We start from the raw sequence: 19750 nt of genomic DNA on the forward strand, positions 1-19750 counted from the left end.
TTTATGGATAGTTCCATGCTACCTGAACAATATAAAACATTAACGAATGCAGAAATGGAAAATCGTATATATGCGATTAAAGAGAGATTAGGTGAAGATTTATTTATTCCAGGTCACCATTACCAACGGGATGAAGTCATTCAATTTGCGGATACAGTAGGGGATTCTTTACAGCTTGCGCAAGTAGCAGCAGCGAATAAAAAGGCCAAACATATCGTCTTTTGTGGCGTTCATTTTATGGCGGAAACGGCGGATATGTTAACGGAAGATGGGCAGGTTGTTTATTTACCAGATATGCGCGCGGGCTGTTCGATGGCGGATATGGCAAATATTTATCAAACGGAAGAGGCATGGGTGGAACTACAAAAGTTATTTGGCGATACGATTATTCCGTTAACATATGTCAATTCAACTGCGGCCATTAAAGCATTTACAGGACGAAATGGCGGGGCTTGTGTGACAAGTTCGAATGCCAAAACACTTGTTGAGTGGGCATTTATGCAAAAGGAACGACTCTTCTTCTTACCAGATCAACATTTAGGACGCAATACGGCGTTTGATTTAGGGGTGCCGCTTGAGCAAATGGCGATTTGGAATCCAATTAAAGGTGAGTTGGAATTTGAAGGGGATGACATCGAACAAATTAAAGTGATTTTGTGGAAAGGTCACTGCTCTGTTCATGAAGGTTTTACCATTTACAATATTCGTGAAGTGCGAAAAAAATATGCGGATATGAATATACTTGTGCATCCGGAATGTTCACGTGAGGTTGTGGCGTTATCTGATGACTTCGGCTCGACAAAATATATTTGTGATGTCATTGAAAATGCACCCGCAGGATCAAGCTGGGCAATCGGTACGGAAATGAATTTAGTGAAGCGTTTAATTGCGAGTCATCCCGACAAGCATATTATTTCATTGAATGAAAATATGTGTCCTTGTTTAACGATGAATCGAATTGATTTACCTCATTTATTATGGGCGCTTGAAACAATTGAGCATGGGGAAAAAGGGAACGTTATTCAAGTGGATGAGCGAACAACGCAAGAAGCCATTTTATCGTTAAATCGGATGTTGCAACATAGTTCTTAATTTCCGCGTTTGGCGGATAGAAAGTCCAAAGTGTTGGATAGAACGCGAAATTTGATGGATAGAATGTGAAATGTGTTGGATAAAAATCAAAATGTGACGGAAAGCCACCTAAAAATTTTCATCGGGAACTGCATATTTATAGTTATTTTACAAAAAAGCTTAGGGGACATTAATGTGTTCTCTAAGCTTTTTTGCGCTAATTTTGAAGATGTACATAGTAGTTAGCCAAGATAATACGACATCGAGATTAATATTCATTTCAAGGTTGGAGATAAAAAAGTTATAAATAGCCATTACTAATTTTGACTGGGCACCTACATAATATTAATCAACAGTAGGGAAATTGGATTTTTTTGTTTTAATAAAGGTAAAAAGGTAAATAATATTTAACTAAACTTTAATTTTGTTTATATTTATGTTAAAGTTATCTTTATAGAAGTGAAGGGGGAATGATGCTATGGATATTAAAAATATTCCAAACTGGATTTTAGCTTTAGAAAATGAGGACTTAGAGTTTATTAAAAACTTAGTGATTCATTCAGGTTCTTTAAAAGAAATTGCTAAAGTATATGAGGTATCATACCCAACGGTTAGACTTAAACTCGATCGACTAATTGATAAGATAAAAATAAATGATACTGTGGAAAATCAAGAATTCATTAAATTTATAAAGAGTCTGTCGATTGATGACCGAATTAGCGTAGAAGATGCAAAATTAATTATTGAAAAATATAAACAAGAAAGGAATGAGGAGTAATGGACTTTAGTTTTTATAGAGTTTTCATTATTGCAGGTATTTTAGCTGTTCAATTCTTCTTATCTACTAGAAATAATAAGTATTGGGGATTATTCTTACCAGTAGCTTATATTGTGTCTCTAACATGGATGTTAATAACAAATCATATTGATAGTGCTATTAGCTATTCTTTAATTCTAATATTGGGGTTACTTTTTCTTATTGCAGAATGGGTTGGTGGACGAAAGTATCTTGTTGAGAAACAAAAAAAGGAATTAGAAAAAATGGAGATTCATGATATGAGATAGAAAAGTATTAAAGTTCTTCACATTGTATTAAAGCAAATGAGGGGGAGTGGGATTCGAAATTATGATGTACACCAAGACGGAAATATTCAATCAAGTGGTCTTTAAAAGAGCTATTAAATTTATCGTATTTTCTGCCGCTATAACAATGATTGCAACAATTATAACCTATATTATTAATCCGGATATAAAAGAAGTAGTACTGGGGATGGAGGAGAGTTTATCAATCCAGATAAAAGAATCCACAGGTATTGATAGAGTATGGTCTTATGTAATTAATAACGGTTTTGCAGTTCCATTGCAAATGTTGATCCTCGCCTTAATACCTATTCAATTTATATATTTGCTAAATATTATTTCAACTACTTCTTTGCTCGGAGTTTTTTGGGGAATTGCTTTATTGATTGATGAAAAAGGTTTTGAACTCATAATTGCTTCGATTCCACATGCTGTTTTCGAGATTTTTGCATATTGCATATTTGCTGCAGTTCTCTTTGAATTAAATCAAGTTATTAGAGTGAAAGTTAGAAATAATTTTAAGAAAGACAATGACGGAAATTCTTTTATTAATAAATTTGTAAGGACAATAATTGTTTACGCAGTTTTTGTTTTACCAATAATCCTCGTAGCCGCATTTTTGGAAACTTACATAGCTGACATTATACTCGACTTATTTGAATAATAAAGTTTTCATAGGGGATTAGCGGTTTTAAATTAACTTGATTTACGTATTAGGCGGATAGAAAGTCCAAAGTGTTGGATAGAACTCGAAATTTGATGGATAGAATGTGAAATGTGTTGGATAAAAATCAAAATGTGACGGATAGCCACCTAAAAAAGCTTAGAGGAATCACACCTCTAAGCTTTTGCCTTTAAAAATTAAACTTCTTCAACAAAACCCGCTCAATCATTTCCACGCACTTATACATAATCGTTGCTAAAATGACAATCATGATGAGCGATAAAAACACGAGATTGAAGTTGAAAATTTGGAAGCCGGAAATGATTAAATAGCCAAGTCCCTTTGATGAAACTAAAAACTCACCGACAATGACCCCAACCCAGCTTAAGCCAACATTCACTTTTAACGTGGAAATAATTGTTGGGATGGAGGCGGGAAGAACAACATGCTTAAATGTTTGCGCCTTACTCGCATTGAATAGCTGCATGACTTTTAAATAATTTTCATTCACTTGTTGAAATGAAGAAAAAATGACAATGGTTGAAACAATGACAGAGATTGAGATTGCCATCACAATGACTGACAAAACGTTCGGACCAAAAATAACGAGAATCATTGGTCCAAGCGCAACTTTTGGCATCGCATTTAAAACAACGAGGTACGGATCCATTACTTTTGCGACAGTTATAGAGGACCATAAGAAAATGGCGAGTAATGTTCCTAAAAGTGTGCCTAACAAAAATCCGATAACGGTTTCCATTAGCGTGAACCATACGTGAGGGAAGAGTGTAGCGTCCATCACTTTTGTGACAAGCAATTTCGCAACGGCAAGAGGACTACTAAAAATGAGTGGGTCGAGAATTCGGTAGTGTGTGGTGATTTGCCAAAATAGAAAGATTAGGATGAGTAAAAGTAATTGAAACAGCAAAATTTTTCGTGATTCAAGCCGTCGCTTTCGTTTGTATTTTTCATGTAACGTTTCCGTATCCATTGGCTTCGAGCTCCTTCCAAATGGTTTGGAATATAGGTTGGTATTCAGGGGCGTTTCGTGCATCGAATGGTACTAAATTTCGTATTTCGTCTGGAATCGTAAAGGACTTGAGAATGGTACCAGGACGATTGCTGAACAAATAGACTTTATCGCTCATTGCAATAGCCTCACCGATATCATGTGTGACCAAAATGGCGGTTTTAGAAAATTGCTTTAATGTTTCTGAAACGAAATTTTCAAGATCGAGCTTTGAGTGGAAATCAAGCGCGGAAAAGGGTTCATCTAGCAGGAGCAATGTTGGCTCCACAGCGAGTGTTCTTGCGAGTGCAATTCGTTGACGCATCCCCCCAGATAGCTGCTGGGGGTAGAGTTTTGCGGTATGAGATAAGCGGAATTTCTTTAATAGGTCCTCAACAATTTGCCCTTCACCCTTATTTAAAATCGTCAAACCAAGCGAAATATTTTCCTCAATCGTTTTCCATGGGAACAAAAAATCTTGCTGGAGCATGTAGCCAATTTCAATTGAAGGGGCTTCATGTGTAATGACTCCAGAGGTCGGTTCGATTAATCCCGCGATGATAGAAAGAAGCGTTGATTTTCCGCATCCACTTGGTCCAATAAAAGATATAAATTCGCCTTCATTGATCGAAAATGAAACGTCTTTTAGTGCGGTTGTATAGGAGTGATCATTAAAAAAGTGGTGCTGAATATTACGAACATCAATAAAGGCCATTTATTTCACGACCTTATCAGCAAAAGTTCGATTCACAAGTTCTTCATATGTTGCATCGTATTCAAGCACACCAGCCTCCGACATGACATTTAAAAGATTTTGGAATTCATCTTCTTCAATGATTGGATCTGTTGCGAAAGACTGTTGATCACGATAGCGTGTTACTACTTTTTCAATAAGCGCAAGGTCCGTATCTTCAAAGTAAGGTGCGATTGATTTCGCAACATCTGCAGCAGGCTGCTCATACACCCATTTTTGCGCTTTATACAATGCTTTTGTAAAACTTTCGATCATTTCTTTATCTTTATCAAACTTACTTTCTTTTGCCATAAACCCAGTGTACGGAATGCGACCTAGTTCTTCACCAAATGACGCAACGATTTTACCTGTGCCTTGTTGCTCGAAAATACTCGCAGTTGGTTCGAATAATTGTACGTAATCACCTGTACCGGATGCAAAGGCATTCGCAATATTAGCAAAATCAATATTTTGAATAAGTGTTAAATCATTATGCGGATCAATATTATGACCTTTCAATACAAATTCCCCAGCCATTTGCGGCATACCACCTACACGTTGCCCTAAAAACGTACTACCTTTTAACATATCCCAATTAAAGTTTTCAATCTCTTCCCGCGCAACTAAAAATGTACCGTCAGTTTGTGTTAATTGTGCAAAGTTGACAACGACATCATTTGGATTTTGACCCGCCACATAAATGGATGTTTCAGCACCAATTAATGCGATATCAATCCCATCGGATAGAAGCGCAGTCATCGTTTTATCGCCACCAGGAATCGTGGATAATTTGATGTTTAAACCTTCCTCTTCAAAAAAGCCTTCTTCAATCGCAGCATAGAGTGGTGCGTAGAAAATGGATCTTGTCACTTCACCAATCTTCACATCCTGCATTTCTTTATCGCCACAGCCAACGACTAACATTATGACACCAAATAGGCAGAGGTAACGAATCCATTTCATTCAGCCATCCTTCTCTCTCTTCGTAATATGCCCTATCATATGCCGTATAGAAATGATGCGTGCCTATGTGGGGTGGCTCACATTTTGTAAAGCCAATTGAATACATTTCCGTTACAATAAAATTCTCCACTACTGTTTTAGCATTTTGAGAAGTTTACATGATGCACTGGAAAATTTATTAGTTTCCATTAAAAATACGCTAATTAATAGTGAAAAGATTTCTTTAAAAGAGCTTCTTGAAATTGCTGATGCGATGATTCCTTAATTGCAAAGGGAACGAATATCCTACTATAAAAAATGAGCCTTACTATTAATCACAGAAACTTTCATAGAATAAAAATATATTAAGCGTCGCACATCTGACTAGGTGTGCTTTTTTTATGGTTGAAATAGTAGAAGGCGGTTAGTGAATTTTTAGATAAATAGGCAATTTCCATACGTTGAATATTTAAATACACATATAGATAGCAAGCAAGGTAATAAAAATAGGAGGTTAAAATAATGAATAAAAATCTGCTTCTTTCATTAATGAATAAAGTTGTAAGGGTGGATCGGGGAGGACCTGAATCCCGGATTGGGAAGCTAATGGCTGCTGAAGACGATCATTTCGTAATGCTAACGGAAAAAGACGGCATCATTTATTATAAAATGCAACATGTTAAGAGTGTTACGATAAATTCAAGAGATGGGATGGAGTTTAACGTTGAAGATCCAGCGGCGGATTCTTATGCGCTCGCATCGGATTTTAAAACAATTGTCGATAGTTTACGTTACCAATGGGTGAAAGTGAATCGTGGCGGACCTGAGATGATTGAAGGAATTATGAACGAAGTAACAGACGACTATATTACGATTTTTGCAAAAGATGAAGTAATTCGTCTTGCTATGTTCCATGTTCGCAATATTAGTTTAGGAACAACTAGTAAAAAAGACGATAAAGATAAAGGTAAGGAAAAAGGAAAAGATGAAAAAGGAAAAGAAAGCGGAGGGAATAGTGACAATACAAATAACAACGAAGCAAGCAATAATGCGGCGAATAATGCTGTAGCAAGTGATAATGCAGCAGCAACTAATGAGACGGAAAATGATACTACAGCAACGAATGCGGCTGAAAGTAGCGCACCGGAAAATAATGTTGCAGCAAAAAATACTGGAGGAAATTTACGCCCTCGCAGAAGACGCTGAGCTTATATAATTTATAGGCAAGTTAGTTAGAGTAAGTTACATTATTGTACTAAGCCAAGCTAAAGAAAGGAGGAAGGAATGTGATCATGCTCCTTTACTTTTCTGTCGTCGGTGGATTAATTTACAAAATATTTGTTGCAACACCTAATGAGCAGGGAGAGGACATAAAAATCAAGTCTACCCAATCAACCGTTATCGACCATAATGCGGCGGATATAAATATTGGCTAGCATATAATTATGCTAGCTGTAATTATAATAACAATTATTCTTTAAGCCCTTAATCCTATAACGTATATAACTTTCTTGGCACTTCCGATACGATAGACATATCAAATGAAGGAAGTGCTTTTTTATGCCGATGAACAAATTAGCAATAGCTTTTACATAACTATTTGCATCTGTTCAAAAAAGCCATCTACACTGAAAGAAAATCAGGATAGATGGCTTTACATCGTATTTACACAAGGATATTCAAAATAGCCAAGTAACCCAGTAATATAACAGTACTAATGTAAACAATACGGTCGGCGGTATAACGATAAGCGTAACTTTTATATATTGCCACCAAGTAATTTTCACATTCCCTTTTCTGACAATATGCATCCACATGAGTGTAGCGAGCGTCCCCATCGGAATAAGTAATGCACCCATATCACTTCCAATTACATTTGCCAAATAAGCAACCTTCAAAGAAATTGGATCTAAATCCATATTCATAAGCGTAAGTGTTCCGACCATTAGCGCCGGGTGATTATTGAATATATTAGAGAGTACGGAAAGAAGTATTCCCATCATTACGCTTGTATGAAGTAAGTTCCCTGAAACTAAAGGACGCATAAATCCAATCAACCAGTCTGTTAAACCAATATTATTCAATCCATATATAATAACGTACATACTAAACGCAAAGATGATAATGTACCAAGGTGTTTTTTTCAACATATCTCCTGGTGATATTTTTAAATAAGCCCATCGCCAACCTAAAAGTACTAAGGAGCCTAATACAGCCATAAGAGAAACGGGAATGTTAACGTATGAAGCGAAAAAGAGGCTAATACGTACAGCAAAGACGAAAAATAAGATGTTGCGCATAAACTTTGAACGATCTGCTTCCGAGTGGTAAAGGGCATTTTGCATGAGTGGGTGATAAGACGAGAGTGATATACCATTTACATTAGTAGGGATGACTTTCGGTAAATCTTTTTGAAACTTTAGGAATAAGAGTCCGACTAAAAGTAATAATCCGAGTGTTGCTGGAACAAACATCATTGCTGCATGGGAATACAAACTCATATTCACAATTTTTAAGGCGATTAAATTTACAATGTTACTTACGCCAATTGGTGCACTAGAAGCAGTTGCAATTAATGCGCCAGATAGTAAGTAGGGGATCTTTTGGTGATTCTTTAAATTCATATTGTTTAACAGCATAACTAAAATAGGCGTGGTTATTAAAATACTGCCATCGTTATTGAAAAAAAGTGTCATAAGAAAACATAAAAGATTCACATACCAAAACAATCGAATACCGGAGCCGCGTGCTTTTTCAGCCAGCCTTTCTGCTACCCAGTTAAAGAATCCGAAACTTTCTAAGACGATGGCCATAACGATCGTCGCCATAATGGTTATTGCTGCTCCACTTATCGTTTCAGCAATAATTCCGAGCTCGCTCAGTGTAACACTCCCACTTATGATGACAACAATTGCACCGATTGTGGCGGGTATTGCTTCATTAATGCCTCTAGGTCTCCAAAGTATAAAGATTAGTGTAAAGAGAAATGCTAAAATGGTTAGCCAAGCCATTGGTTGCATAGTTTTTCCTCCTTCCCGACGTATTTCCAAATGCTATCTATATAGATTTAGATTTTACTTTCATATAAAAACTGCCTATACCACCTCTCCTAGCGAACCTATTGAAATTCTCCTTCCACTTATTTATATGTACATAGGTGAATCCTCGCTTGGCTTAGTACCTACTTTAATAAAATATTATTGAACCAATTAGTAACCTATTTAAACCTATCCTTCGAGGCTTCTATTTTCCTAATAGTTCAAGAGCTAATCCTCCATGAAAACTGTCGCTTTGATCTGGTCATAAAAAAGCCTCCTATTAAATATCGTTGCCATGAGTGACTCATGCTCCGTTATTTAATAGAAGGTGTGCGTTTATAATTATTTCGTTTAATCGTACGTAGAGTAGATTGTAGTTTTACAATATACCCATGCTATGAAGCGTGTTTAGAATAAATGAAACCTATTAACTGTTAGCTTTATGAAATGCAACAGGTCCATGATAAGGGGTCTACTGTTTACATGACCATCATATATTTTTAAAAACCTTCCTACAATTATGATCAGTTCTATGTCGAGTATAGACATGGTTTCGATCCCTTACTTACTACAAGGTTGCATATTGAGCAAATGTGATCGGAAGTGATAATAGGGTATTATTAATGCCTTTAAGTACAATAGCAACACGCATTTGGACGTTTCTACGTAAAAAACAATAATATTTAAATAAAAGGAGGGAAGACTTTGAAAAATCTACTTCAAGATTTTGATAAAGAAATTGTGGAAATGGAAATTACGGGGAAAAGGGTCCTCAAAGGAAAAATTATTGATAATAGTAGCGAGATGGTTGTTTTATTTGATGGGAAGGAATTTCTTTACATTCCAGTTTGTCATATTCATGAAATAAAAACTGATTATTCCAATGAAGATAGTCTCAAAATACCTGCATCTTTTGCACAGGATAAAATCTTCAACGGTACAAAAGAAGAAATGACGCTTTTAAAAGTTCTTGCGAAAGCAGTAGGGATTTATTTAGAAATTCATGTGTTAAATAATCAGCCATTGCATGGTTATATTTCTAATATTCTACAGGATTATATTGTATTTCAATCACCCATTTACAAAAAGATGTTTATTCCCATTCAGCATTTAAAGATAATCGTGCCTTATAATCAAAACCAAAAACCATATACATTATCAAATGATGATTTTGCAATCAATGCCTGTAACGAAACTTTCCTAAGCACTTTTGAAGCACAAATTGGAACGCTAAAAAATAAATTGACTGTATTAAATATTGGTGAAAAGCACAATTTTACAGGCCTCATATGTGAGATTAAGGGGACACTTATTGCGCTTCAGACAGCAAGGGAGAATATTATCCATTATAATATTCAGCATATAAAAACAATTCATTTACCGTAATACTTATTTATTCAATTATGGACTACACAAACTTTTGTAAGTGTGTGTGGTCTTTTTAACTTGATTCTTTAGGGGAGTTTTTCGAGCGAGCTTGAAAAAACTTGAACGCAATTACGTCGAGATGTAATTGATCTGGTACACGGATATAACAATAAAAAATGTATTATTGAGTCATTTTTTGATATGATAATAGTAACATAATAAAGACGATGTTTATTCCCGTAGTCAACAAGTTTGATTATGGGATTTTCTTTTTATTCATCTCGCATGTACTTGGTTGGAAATGCCATTGAATTAAAAAATAAGACTAAGGGGATGAGAGAGAGAATTGGTAGGTTTAGCTCAGGCGATTCAAAGTATTGAATTGTTCTTAGAATCCATGTTGCAGCAGTATGGCACGTTTATTTATATTATTTTGTTCCTTATTATATTTAGTAAAACCGCTTTTATCATTTTTACCTTTTTACCAGGGGATGCCGTTGTTTTTGCAGCGGCGATGTTGGTGGCGCTCGGTGAATTGAATGGGTGGATTTTATTTGGGGCACTTCTCGTAGCAACAATAGCAGGGGATGCGCATAATTTCTTCCTAGGGATATTATTTCGAAAAAAGTTTGGTGTGAAAATGGTGAATCGTTTTATTTCGATGGATACCATTTTAAAAACGGAGCAGTTGGTTCAACGACGTGGGGGGACGGTTATTATGTTTTCAAGGTTTATCCCACTAATGCGCACAACTGTACCATTTGTTTGTGCGTATACAAATTATTCTTTCCGAAGCTTTTTAACAGCCAATAGTATCGGTGGATTCTTCTGGCTCGTGCTTTGGTTTGGAGCGGGAATATCACTAGGACAGCTAGAATGGATGGAAGAAAACTTAGTGTATGCTTTAATGATCGTCATGTGTATTCCATTTAGTATTCCGATATTCTTTTATATTTTTAAACTTATTATGAAGAGACGGACGATTATAAAAGATAAAAAAGTATTATAATCATTTGTATTTTTAATCAATCGTCTATTCATGATACGATAGGAGCAGAAAGAAATAAGGTGGAGAATTTTATGTTTTTAGATAAGTTGAAAGGGCAGTTAAATGGGCCACAACCGTTATTTTTAGGTGAGGAATCAGCTTTCCGTTCGGCAGTATTAATTCCATTAGTAATGGTTCGTGATGAATGGCATGTGTTGTTTGAAGTACGCGCCTTTACGATGAGAAAGCAGCCGGGAGATATTAGCTTTCCAGGTGGGAAAATTGATGCAACAGACGCGTCACCACTTGCAGCAGCCTTACGAGAGACATCCGAAGAACTAGGTGTTGATCCAAAAACAATCGAGGTTTTAGGAAAGCTCAGTCCATTTGTGCTATCTCCATCATTTGTCGTCTATCCATTTATCGGTATTATTGAAGAATCACAGCTTCATACGTATAACAAAGATGAGGTAGATGAGATTTTTATGGTACCAATGAAATGGTTACTTGAGCACGAGCCTTATATTCATTATGTCCCAGTTGAACCAAAACCCCCAGAGGATTTCCCGTATGAGAAAATCGCTAATGGAGAAAATTACAAGTGGCGGACGAGCTATATGGAAGAATGGTTTTTTGAATATGGAAATTACACAATATGGGGCTTAACAGCTAGATTATTAAAGCATTTTGTAGATAAGATAAAGTGAAAAAATCCACGTAATAATACTGCGGTTAGAGGTTCAATTTAGTCTTCGTTGTATTTACGTGGATTTTTCTATTTTATCGAACTTCTCTCTGATGAAAAAGCGGTTATGTAGTATGAAGTAAAAAGAAGAGTATTCGTATGCGCCATAAAAGTTAAGGAAGTTTGAAGGATTTCTGCGTAATATTATTTTTTATTTCACAGGATTTTGCCCCATCTAAATAAGCCTCAATGATGAAGAGCTCCTCTGAAGTAAATGTTTGAACCGTTTGGATGTCCAGTGATTTTGTGTTGGCGTGGTGCATAGAAAGAATAAGTGTGTCATTATTTGTATGAAAGTGAAGACGCTGATCATCCGCAGTAGTAATGATCACTAAATAAGTTTTCATGCTATCACCTCTTTGCTTCTATTATAGTGTCAAAAATAATAGATGTAAATTATGAGACTGAAAATTAAGAAATCTAAGGTTTCCCTAAAAGGAGCGACACCTACTTGTAATAGTAGGGTCGCCTTTTTAAATTACTTCACTTTAAAAACACGAACCTCAGATAGTAATTCGTCGACAATACTTTCTAACGCTTCGGCAGTAGCCGAGATTTCCTCCATTGAACATAGCTGTGATTCTGTTGACATGGATACGGATTCAAGAAGTTTTTTCGAATTCGCTGCAATTTCCTCAACCATTTCAATATCTCCAACGGCAAAATCACTATCTTCCGCAATTTGAAGCGCTCGATCTTGAATTTCTTGTAGCTGTTCCGTTAATTTACGGATGAATGTTTTGACTTCTAGGAAGTTCGTTTCTGTTTGAGCGAACATTTCTAAACCTTTATTCACTTCTCCCAAACTTGTATTCATAGATTCAACCGAGTTTGACGACTCACGTTGAATAGCTGTAATAATGCCTTTCACTTGAATGGATGAGTTATTTGTTTGTTCAGCTAGCTTGCGAACTTCTTCTGCAACAACTGCAAAGCCTTTACCATGTTCACCAGCACGAGCTGCTTCAATCGATGCATTCAGTGCTAATAAATTAGTTTGATCTGCAATCGTAGTAATTACATTAACGATTTCATGAATTTCATTTGCATACGTATTTACTGTGCCAATATCTTCAGAAAGCTTATGGAATGTGCCTTCAATATTCGACATTTGTTGCTGCGTCGAAATGACGATATCATGTCCAACTTCTGCAACCCTTACTGCATTTTGAGCACTTGCTGTCACTTGTACAGTATTGTCTGAAATGGAATGAATATTATCAGACACCTTTTTCAGTGAGTTAAAGCTTTTTGATAATTTTGTTGATTGTTGTTCAAAGCCATCTTGTACATCATTCATGGCAAGGGTAATTAACTCAGATGCTTTTCGATTTTCCGCTAATGTTGCTACAAGTTCCTCAGAAGAAGAAGAAATGACAGAAGATTTATGATGGATATGCTTAATAATTGATGATAGCATTTCACTCATCTTAAGGAATGCGTGACTTAACGCGCCAATTTCATCATTCTTTTTTATGGATAAGTTTGTACGTAAATCACCAGAACTCATCTCAACTGCTGCATTCGATATTTCTTTTAATGGCTTGGTAATTGAACGAATAATGACGATTAAAAATAGGCCTAATACAATTAACGAGCAGATGACAACAAGCAATGTCGTATATAAAATCGTATTCGTTGCTTCGTTCACTTCGCTAGTATACATTGTACCGCCAATTTTCCAGTTTGTTAGCGCGTTTGTTTGAACATACATTTGCTTTTGAGCACCTTCGAAAACATACTCAAATGAACCTTTTTCCTTTGTTAGAACTTGGTCCGCCCAACTTTCAGTAGAAACATCTGTCCCACCTTCATATGTTGGGTGGGCAATAATTGTTTTATCCGTAGTCATTAAAAAGGTGTAGCCAGTTGTCCCAACTTGAATGTTATTAATCATTTCAAATAAAGCATCCATGCCTAGGTTTGCAGCGAAAACACCGCTACCATCCGCAAGTTGTTTTGACACCGTCACAACCCAGTCACCAGTTGAAGCCGATTGGTGAGGATTTGAAATAATCACTTGTCCAGGACTTGCTTCTGCCTGTTGATACCATGCACGTGTACGAGGATCGAACTCCGAATTATTCATTAATCCAAGGTCTGGATGTTGAATCATATCACCATTTTTTGTCCCAACGAAAGACGAAACAATTCCCTGACTCGTTTCGAAATATTGTTCTAGCTTTTGAAGAAGGACGCTCCAATCTTCTGTTTCCCAATTGCTTTGCTTAAAGTTGCCTGCAAAATAGTCGACATCGCTAACAATTGGAGAGACATGCTTTTCAATAAATGCATCCACAGTAGCAACACTTTGTAATTCACTCGTATGAATCTGTGTTTCGATTTCACTCTTTGCAGAGAAAAAGGACGTTAATGCGATTAATAAAGTAGGTATTAGTAAAGCGATTAAGAACGCAAAGCCTAATTTGTATTTAATTGAGGCTTTCGAAGTTCTTTTCTTATTCATTTCTGGATTCCCCCTAAATGTAATTCCTAAATATACCTTTTATGTATCTTGTTTCATTATATATCAATGCGTAGAAGGGCGGAATAGGGAACGTGAAATATACAAATATACTTAATCTTGAGTTTAATTTAAACAAATTAAGGACGTAAACGTTTCCATTGTTACAATTTATGTAATTCAACAATTCGCTGTTTTTTTGCGCGGAAAAGATGCATATTCTGTTAAAAGAAATGGAGGAATGTGCATGGAGGAGAAGCTAAAAAAGATACACAATATGAAGAAGGTAGTGCCACAATTCTTCCAAATCATTTTAAACATTAGCTTGACGATTTTAGCGTTTTTTTTAAGTATCATGCTGCTTGAGGGGATTATTGACTTTTTTCAAATGATTTTTTCTACTGAAAAGCGGGATTATAAATACTTTTTAGCAAATATTCTCGTATTCTTTATGTATTTTGAGTTTATTACGATGATTGTTAAATACTTCAAAGAGGATTATCATTTTCCGTTACGATATTTCATGTATATTGGCATTACCGCGATGATCCGGCTCGTTATTGTCGAGCATGATAACGCGATGGATACATTGTTATTTGCGCTTGTTATTTTAGTACTAATTATTGGCTATTACATTATTAACATTACACCTCGCGAACGGCCGCAAAAGAAATAAAATTTCGCAAAAGTGCCTGCTTGAAAAATGAGGCGGGCTCTTTTGTGTTGGATAGATATTAATGAGTATCTGCTGAAGAGCTTGGAAAATAGAATGATCGTTATAAATGATAGAATCTTGAATGAAGGGGAAAGAAACATAAATAAAATTTAAAGTACGACTATACAAATTTTTTTAACCTCGATAAGGGTATTTATAGAAAAGATGATAAAATATAGGTAGTGTGTTTTTCGAAAATATGCGTTTAGTAGTTTGATGGTGAATTAGAGGGGGAATTACTTTGGAGAAAATGCTAACGTTAGAACAACAACAAAATTATTACGATCGTGCCCAACAATTCCTTGTAGCTGGCGACTTTAAACAGGCGGAAGAATGGCTACAAATTGTGATTACAAGCGCTTTTCAACATCAAGATTATTCAACATATACGGCTGCCAATGTAAACTTACTTCGGATTTTAACAAATTCCATTCGATATGATGAGCTATTTCCGGTTTTGGAAAATGTGGCACCTTATATTTCACGCTATGCAACAGATGTAGAGGAGTTTTCGTATCGATCTACGCGCGCGGTATTTCATTACACAGCTGGAATTGGGACGCCGTTAGAAGATTTAGAGCAACTATATGAGGAATCGAAGGAAAAGCAATTGTTCACGCAAATTTTTAACACAGGGAATAATTTGTTGCATGTGTATTATGAAAAGGGTGACTTTGAAAAGGGGATGTTCCTTGCAAATGAACTTGAAAGTTTAATCGACTATTCGAAATTTCAGGATCCAGTTACGCCATTTGCATATTTTGTGAATTCATTAAAACTGTATTATCGCATGGGGGACTTTACAAAGGCAGAAGCTAATCTTAAAGCAATTGAAAAGCAAAGTTTTCATATAAAAGTCCCATCGCTTGAGAGTCATTATTGGTTTTGCAAAGCATTGGTAGAGGCGCAGCAGGGCACCTTTAAGATGGCATATCATTATTTCGATAAAGCATTTAATATGATGGAAAATAAATATTATTTTTTATCGGAGCTAGAGCTTTGGATACAAATATTGAATTTAAAAGATAAGATGAATGATGTTATTTATTATCAGAAAATAATGATTACAACGCTCCAAAACTATGTCAACATTGAAGAAAGTTTACGACGAACAAAGATTATTGAGCAAATGACAACGACCAATTTAGAGGAACGATTGCATACGGACCGTTTAACGAATGTAAAAAGTCGAGCTTATTATGAAGAAAAAATAGTAAAAAAACGATTGCATATGAACTTTACATTTGTCATTTTTGATATTGATCGATTTAAATCAATTAACGATAAATATGGTCATTTAATAGGGGATCAGGCACTCAAATTTATTGCATCTCATGTTGAAAAGAAATTGCCAGAAAGAGACATGGATATGATCCGTTATGGTGGCGATGAATTTATATTATTATTCCCATATCATATAGATGAGGTTCATGATTTGATTTCTTCGCTTCATGAAAGTATTCCGAAAAAGGAATTTATTATTCGAGAAACAAACGAAAAGTTAAGTTTACAAGTAAGCCTAGGGATAAGTTATACGAATGAGGAACCAGCAACTCTGAAAGAACTATTCAAAGTGGCAGATAAAGCTTTGTATAGAGCGAAGGAAAATGGCCGAAATCAAATACAAGTTTTAAAACTTTCAAAGCAAAATAGCTAGTCCACTATTTATACTGTCCGAGCAATGTATAAGTTTTTTTTCCTATGTGATGAGTTGTTTCGTATCAAAGCGAAAATAATAGAAGCAAATAAAGGTAGCCTTTGTGGAAAAATAGCTTATGATTAAAAGGAATACTGAAACGTCGGAGGATTTAAAATGAAAAACAAAAAGAGTATATATATGGCAGTGGGCGCAGTGATTGTAGTTGCAACGGCACTGGATGTAGTATTTAAAGGCATTGGTTATCAGCTTTTACAAAAATTGTTTTAGTCGAAAAAAACATTCGCGGAATAGAAAAAAGGTGTTTGGCTGAATATCAAACACCTTTTTGTTTATAAATGAACTAATTTCATGGAAAAAATTGTGGAGACATCTCTTTTTAACCCAGTTTTAACCTTTATTCATTATAATTATTAATGAACCATTTCACAAAATGGGTTTTATTCCATTTTGGGTTTATGTTATTCTTTTCTCCTTTTACCTTAAAATTTTCCACTTTACCTTTTACTTTCTCTAATAAGTAGAAGGTCTTTTTTTGCAAAAAACAGGTCTTTTTAATGAAAGTCTAATTTATTATTTAGTATATAGGCTCAACTTATGAAACTATCATCCATTTAGACTGAAAGTCTGAATAAGGATACGTCGCCTCCCACGGCAGCGACGCACTTAATTGAGGGGGCTTTTATAGAACGGAAAACTTTTTAGGGGCTGACCTGCTACATGCGCACACAGATGAGTCGTACAGATTTGTGCAAACATTGTCTGTGCGACTCATGTGCTCGGCCAGCCCAACCTAGCGCATACTTTATGAGAATTCTTACTATGAAAAGATAGAAACTTATGTTGAACTTATATAGCTAAATAAATTAAAGTTGGTAAAGTTTCTTATACTTTTGCTGTAAATAATCTGTTAAATATTTTGCAGATAATGCTTGCCCAGTGCCTTCTTGAATTAATTCATAAGGCTTTTTCAATGCGCCAAATTGGTGAACTTTGGTCGTTAACCATTCGTGAATAGGCGTTAAATTACCGCTTAGGCATAAATCGTCGAAATTTGGAATATCTTGCATCATAGCATGTTTCCATTGCGCAGCGTACATGAAGCCAAGTGCATAGCTCGGGAAGTAACCAAAGCTACCGCCACTCCAGTGCGTGTCTTGTAAAATCCCTTGCGCATCATTTTCTGGACGGATGCCTAAATATTGTTCGTATTTATCGTTCCAAACGTTCGGTAAATCTTCAGCCGCTAGATCGCCGTTGAAAATTTCACGTTCGATTTCATAGCGAATCATAATGTGGAGCGGGTAAGTTAATTCATCTGCTTCAATTCGAATGAATGAAGGCTCTGAGTAATTGATTGCCTTTAAGAAATCTTCTACGTCCACATTGGCAAATTGTGTAGGTGAATATTTTTGTAAGATATTAAAGTTATGAGTCCAAAAATTCTCGTTGCGCCCAATAAAGTTTTCGTAAAATAATGATTGTGACTCATGAATACCCATGGAAGCTCCTTTTGATAATGGGAGTCCGTTTAGCTGTGGGTCAATATTTTGCTCATAAAGCGCATGCCCACATTCATGAATTGTGCCGAAAAGTGCAGAGCGGAAGTCTGTTTCATCATACTTTGTCGTAACGCGAATGTCGCCGCTATTTAAGCCAATCATAAATGGATGAACGGTTTCATCTAAGCGTCCAGCTTCAAAATCATAGCCAAGTTGTTTTAAAAATTCCAGAGAAGCCTCACGTTGCCCAGCTTTCGGGAAATGCTGAAACAAAATTGTTGTGTCTGGCTTATTTGGTGATGCTTGAATCGCTTTAACTAACGGTACAATTGTTGCCTTTAGTTCACCAAAAAGCGTATCTAATACGTCTGTTGTCATTTCTGGCTCATATTTATCAAGTAAAGTGTTGTAAGCGGAACCATTTTTAATACCCCAATATTGCACGAATTTCTTTTGGTAATCAATTACTTCTTTTAAGTAAGGAAGGAAAATTTGATAATCCGATTTCGCCTTAGCTTCTTCCCAAGCAGCTTCTGATTTTGCTTTTAAAATAGTGTAGGCTTTGAATTCATCGGCAGGGATTTTCTTTGATTCATCATAAGATTCTTTGACATCCTCATACAAACGGCGCGTCACGAAATCTAGCTTTTCTGGTTCAAGCTGTTGCAATATAGTGCCTAATTCGTCACTCGTTTGTAAAGCAAATAAATCAGCTGATAATGTACCGATTACTTCTGCGCGCTGTGGTAAACCTTTACGCGGAGCTCCGGTGCGCATATCCCAATAAATAACAGACAAAGCCTCAGAGTAATTTTGCATTTTCTTCACATAGTCAATAAATGTTTGTTTCATGTGTAAACACTCCTTTCATCTGTAATTATAAAAGAAATGAATAGGTTGTTACTAGGAGGGGGGAGGCAAATATACATTAATAGTTAAATATGGAGGGACGATAGAAAAACAATGCACTATTTCTAGTAGGTGAATTTTGCGGGTTGGAACAGGATGCGGTAATACAAACTAGATCAAATTGAATGGAGGATTATTATGGGAGCGAACTGGATAAAGATATCAGTCGTTTATTTAGTAATGGGGATTCTTTTTGGACTATTTATGCATTATACAATTCAGCTTCAATGGGGAGCGACACATGGGCACATTAATGTAGTTGGCTGGTTGTCTACGGGACTAATTGGTGTCATCTATGCGGTTTATCCAAAAGTAGGGAATAGTCGTCTAGGAGTTATTCATTTTTGGTTACAAAATATTTCTTTACCGTTTTTATTAGTAGGAATGATGTTGATTCATACAGATTTCCCGAGATGGATGATGGAGTTTTGTGTATCGAGTGGAGGAATCGGCTTTGCTTTAGCAATTTTAATTTTCTTAGTTAATATATTTCAAAACGTCGAACCAACTCATAATATGAAATAAACGCAAATTGATAAATGACAAGCCGATTTTTTTAATTGGCTTGTCATTTTATTTTGTTTTAGTGGAATGTAGAGGGGAGGTTATTTTAAAGTTTCTTGAATCGCTTTCATATAGAACTTATTTATATCTGGGTTCTCATAACTTCTTTGGCTTGGGCCATTTTACTTAAATTACCTTAAAATAAATGATTATTAATCTTACCTACACACATACTAGTTAGAAATATTGTTTATTTATTAAAGCTTTCTATTTAGAAAAAATCGACTTCAATCAATAGGATTACTGTTCAAATTGAAATGTTTCGCTAATTATAGTTGGGGAAACATTTATTGTATCTTTT

19 protein-coding genes are annotated in these 19750 nt (G+C 35.7%); 12 read left to right on the forward strand and 7 right to left on the reverse strand.

Annotation, left to right across the window (positions count from 1 at the left end):
- Positions 1-3 precede the first annotated feature (3 nt).
- From nadA to MHI10_RS01395, 4 genes are all read left to right on the forward strand, one after another.
- On the forward strand, positions 4-1092 hold the full coding sequence (gene nadA / locus MHI10_RS01380; RefSeq protein ID WP_340789105.1) for a quinolinate synthase NadA: 1089 nt from the start codon (positions 4-6) through the stop codon (positions 1090-1092).
- A gap of 457 nt (positions 1093-1549) precedes the next feature.
- The gene (locus MHI10_RS01385; RefSeq protein ID WP_340782308.1) at positions 1550-1849 is read left to right on the forward strand and encodes a DUF2089 family protein; all 300 of its coding nucleotides are present in this window, start codon (positions 1550-1552) and stop codon (positions 1847-1849) included.
- Complete coding sequence (locus MHI10_RS01390) at positions 1849-2136, forward strand: hypothetical protein (RefSeq protein WP_340782309.1); 288 nt, start codon at positions 1849-1851, stop codon at positions 2134-2136. Before MHI10_RS01385 ends, MHI10_RS01390 begins: the two co-directional genes overlap by 1 nt.
- A gap of 46 nt (positions 2137-2182) precedes the next feature.
- The gene (locus tag MHI10_RS01395; RefSeq protein WP_340782310.1) at positions 2183-2815 is read left to right on the forward strand and encodes a stage II sporulation protein M; all 633 of its coding nucleotides are present in this window, start codon (positions 2183-2185) and stop codon (positions 2813-2815) included.
- Between the two features lie 190 nt (positions 2816-3005).
- Here MHI10_RS01395 and MHI10_RS01400 read toward each other — a convergent pair whose 3' ends face one another.
- The 3 genes from MHI10_RS01400 to MHI10_RS01410 are packed head-to-tail and all read right to left on the reverse strand — an operon-like array spanning position 3006 to position 5520.
- Positions 3006-3806 carry an ABC transporter permease gene (locus MHI10_RS01400; RefSeq protein WP_340782311.1) on the reverse strand — a complete coding sequence of 267 codons (801 nt, stop codon included), beginning with the start codon at positions 3804-3806 and terminating at the stop codon, positions 3006-3008.
- Complete coding sequence (locus tag MHI10_RS01405; RefSeq protein WP_340782312.1) at positions 3784-4539, reverse strand: ABC transporter ATP-binding protein; 756 nt, start codon at positions 4537-4539, stop codon at positions 3784-3786. Before MHI10_RS01405 ends, MHI10_RS01400 begins: the two co-directional genes overlap by 23 nt.
- Positions 4540-5520 carry an ABC transporter substrate-binding protein gene (locus tag MHI10_RS01410; RefSeq protein ID WP_340782313.1) on the reverse strand — a complete coding sequence of 327 codons (981 nt, stop codon included), beginning with the start codon at positions 5518-5520 and terminating at the stop codon, positions 4540-4542. It lies immediately after the preceding gene.
- Between the two features lie 501 nt (positions 5521-6021).
- Between MHI10_RS01410 and MHI10_RS01415 the strand changes: the two genes are divergently transcribed.
- Together MHI10_RS01415 and MHI10_RS01420 are read left to right on the forward strand one after the other, a co-directional pair.
- Positions 6022-6705 (forward strand): hypothetical protein, encoded by a 684-nt coding sequence (locus tag MHI10_RS01415; RefSeq protein WP_340782315.1) that lies wholly within the window; start codon positions 6022-6024, stop codon positions 6703-6705.
- 80 nt (positions 6706-6785) lie between these two features.
- Complete coding sequence (locus MHI10_RS01420; RefSeq protein WP_340782316.1) at positions 6786-6935, forward strand: hypothetical protein; 150 nt, start codon at positions 6786-6788, stop codon at positions 6933-6935.
- 243 nt (positions 6936-7178) lie between these two features.
- Here the strand turns inward: MHI10_RS01420 and MHI10_RS01425 are convergent, their stop codons facing one another.
- Positions 7179-8510 (reverse strand): arsenic transporter, encoded by a 1332-nt coding sequence (locus MHI10_RS01425; RefSeq protein WP_445683203.1) that lies wholly within the window; start codon positions 8508-8510, stop codon positions 7179-7181.
- 732 nt (positions 8511-9242) lie between these two features.
- On the opposite strand from MHI10_RS01425, the gene MHI10_RS01430 reads away from it, so the two are divergent.
- From MHI10_RS01430 to MHI10_RS01440, 3 genes are all read left to right on the forward strand, one after another.
- Positions 9243-9923, forward strand: a complete 681-nt coding sequence (locus MHI10_RS01430; protein WP_340782318.1) for a DUF2642 domain-containing protein — start codon at positions 9243-9245, stop codon at positions 9921-9923.
- A 328-nt stretch (positions 9924-10251) separates the two neighbouring features.
- Positions 10252-10914, forward strand: a complete 663-nt coding sequence (locus MHI10_RS01435; protein ID WP_340782320.1) for a DedA family protein — start codon at positions 10252-10254, stop codon at positions 10912-10914.
- Positions 10915-10985: 71 nt separating this feature from the next.
- Complete coding sequence (locus tag MHI10_RS01440) at positions 10986-11600, forward strand: NUDIX hydrolase (RefSeq protein ID WP_340782324.1); 615 nt, start codon at positions 10986-10988, stop codon at positions 11598-11600.
- A gap of 151 nt (positions 11601-11751) precedes the next feature.
- Here the strand turns inward: MHI10_RS01440 and MHI10_RS01445 are convergent, their stop codons facing one another.
- Both MHI10_RS01445 and MHI10_RS01450 read right to left on the reverse strand, forming a co-directional pair.
- Positions 11752-11985, reverse strand: coding sequence for a hypothetical protein (locus MHI10_RS01445; protein WP_340782325.1), 234 nt, complete (start codon positions 11983-11985; stop codon positions 11752-11754).
- Between the two features lie 131 nt (positions 11986-12116).
- Positions 12117-14105, reverse strand: a complete 1989-nt coding sequence (locus tag MHI10_RS01450; protein WP_340782326.1) for a methyl-accepting chemotaxis protein — start codon at positions 14103-14105, stop codon at positions 12117-12119.
- Between the two features lie 244 nt (positions 14106-14349).
- On the opposite strand from MHI10_RS01450, the gene psiE reads away from it, so the two are divergent.
- Entirely contained in the window at positions 14350-14778 is a 429-nt protein-coding gene (gene psiE / locus MHI10_RS01455) for a phosphate-starvation-inducible protein PsiE (protein ID WP_340782327.1), read from the forward strand.
- Positions 14779-15067: 289 nt separating this feature from the next.
- The gene (locus tag MHI10_RS01460; protein ID WP_340789107.1) at positions 15068-16474 is read left to right on the forward strand and encodes a GGDEF domain-containing protein; all 1407 of its coding nucleotides are present in this window, start codon (positions 15068-15070) and stop codon (positions 16472-16474) included.
- A gap of 866 nt (positions 16475-17340) precedes the next feature.
- On the opposite strand, the gene MHI10_RS01465 is transcribed toward MHI10_RS01460, so the two are convergent.
- Complete coding sequence (locus MHI10_RS01465) at positions 17341-18828, reverse strand: carboxypeptidase M32 (RefSeq protein WP_340782328.1); 1488 nt, start codon at positions 18826-18828, stop codon at positions 17341-17343.
- Between the two features lie 195 nt (positions 18829-19023).
- Here MHI10_RS01465 and MHI10_RS01470 point away from each other — a divergent pair, with 195 nt between their 5' ends.
- The gene (locus tag MHI10_RS01470) at positions 19024-19410 is read left to right on the forward strand and encodes a hypothetical protein (protein WP_340782329.1); all 387 of its coding nucleotides are present in this window, start codon (positions 19024-19026) and stop codon (positions 19408-19410) included.
- Positions 19411-19750: the final 340 nt, after the last annotated feature.

The sequence above is a fragment of the Solibacillus sp. FSL K6-1523 genome, from assembly GCF_038005225.1.
Classification (GTDB): Bacteria; Bacillota; Bacilli; order Bacillales_A; family Planococcaceae; genus Solibacillus.

Excerpts from the sequence above, each read along its gene's own strand:
- nadA (WP_340789105.1), top strand. The coding sequence starts at position 4 with ATGGATAGTTCCATGCTACCTGAACAATATAAAACATTAACGAATGCA.
- MHI10_RS01385 (WP_340782308.1), top strand. The coding sequence starts at position 1,550 with ATGGATATTAAAAATATTCCAAACTGGATTTTAGCTTTAGAAAATGAG.
- MHI10_RS01390 (WP_340782309.1), top strand. The coding sequence starts at position 1,849 with ATGGACTTTAGTTTTTATAGAGTTTTCATTATTGCAGGTATTTTAGCT.
- MHI10_RS01400 (WP_340782311.1), bottom strand. The coding sequence starts at position 3,806 with ATGGATACGGAAACGTTACATGAAAAATACAAACGAAAGCGACGGCTT.
- MHI10_RS01405 (WP_340782312.1), bottom strand. The coding sequence starts at position 4,539 with ATGGCCTTTATTGATGTTCGTAATATTCAGCACCACTTTTTTAATGAT.
- MHI10_RS01410 (WP_340782313.1), bottom strand. The coding sequence starts at position 5,520 with ATGAAATGGATTCGTTACCTCTGCCTATTTGGTGTCATAATGTTAGTC.
- MHI10_RS01415 (WP_340782315.1), top strand. The coding sequence starts at position 6,022 with ATGAATAAAAATCTGCTTCTTTCATTAATGAATAAAGTTGTAAGGGTG.
- MHI10_RS01425 (WP_445683203.1), bottom strand. The coding sequence starts at position 8,510 with ATGGCTTGGCTAACCATTTTAGCATTTCTCTTTACACTAATCTTTATA.
- MHI10_RS01440 (WP_340782324.1), top strand. The coding sequence starts at position 10,986 with ATGTTTTTAGATAAGTTGAAAGGGCAGTTAAATGGGCCACAACCGTTA.
- MHI10_RS01445 (WP_340782325.1), bottom strand. The coding sequence starts at position 11,985 with ATGAAAACTTATTTAGTGATCATTACTACTGCGGATGATCAGCGTCTT.
- MHI10_RS01450 (WP_340782326.1), bottom strand. The coding sequence starts at position 14,105 with ATGAATAAGAAAAGAACTTCGAAAGCCTCAATTAAATACAAATTAGGC.
- psiE (WP_340782327.1), top strand. The coding sequence starts at position 14,350 with ATGGAGGAGAAGCTAAAAAAGATACACAATATGAAGAAGGTAGTGCCA.
- MHI10_RS01460 (WP_340789107.1), top strand. The coding sequence starts at position 15,068 with ATGCTAACGTTAGAACAACAACAAAATTATTACGATCGTGCCCAACAA.
- MHI10_RS01465 (WP_340782328.1), bottom strand. The coding sequence starts at position 18,828 with ATGAAACAAACATTTATTGACTATGTGAAGAAAATGCAAAATTACTCT.
- MHI10_RS01470 (WP_340782329.1), top strand. The coding sequence starts at position 19,024 with ATGGGAGCGAACTGGATAAAGATATCAGTCGTTTATTTAGTAATGGGG.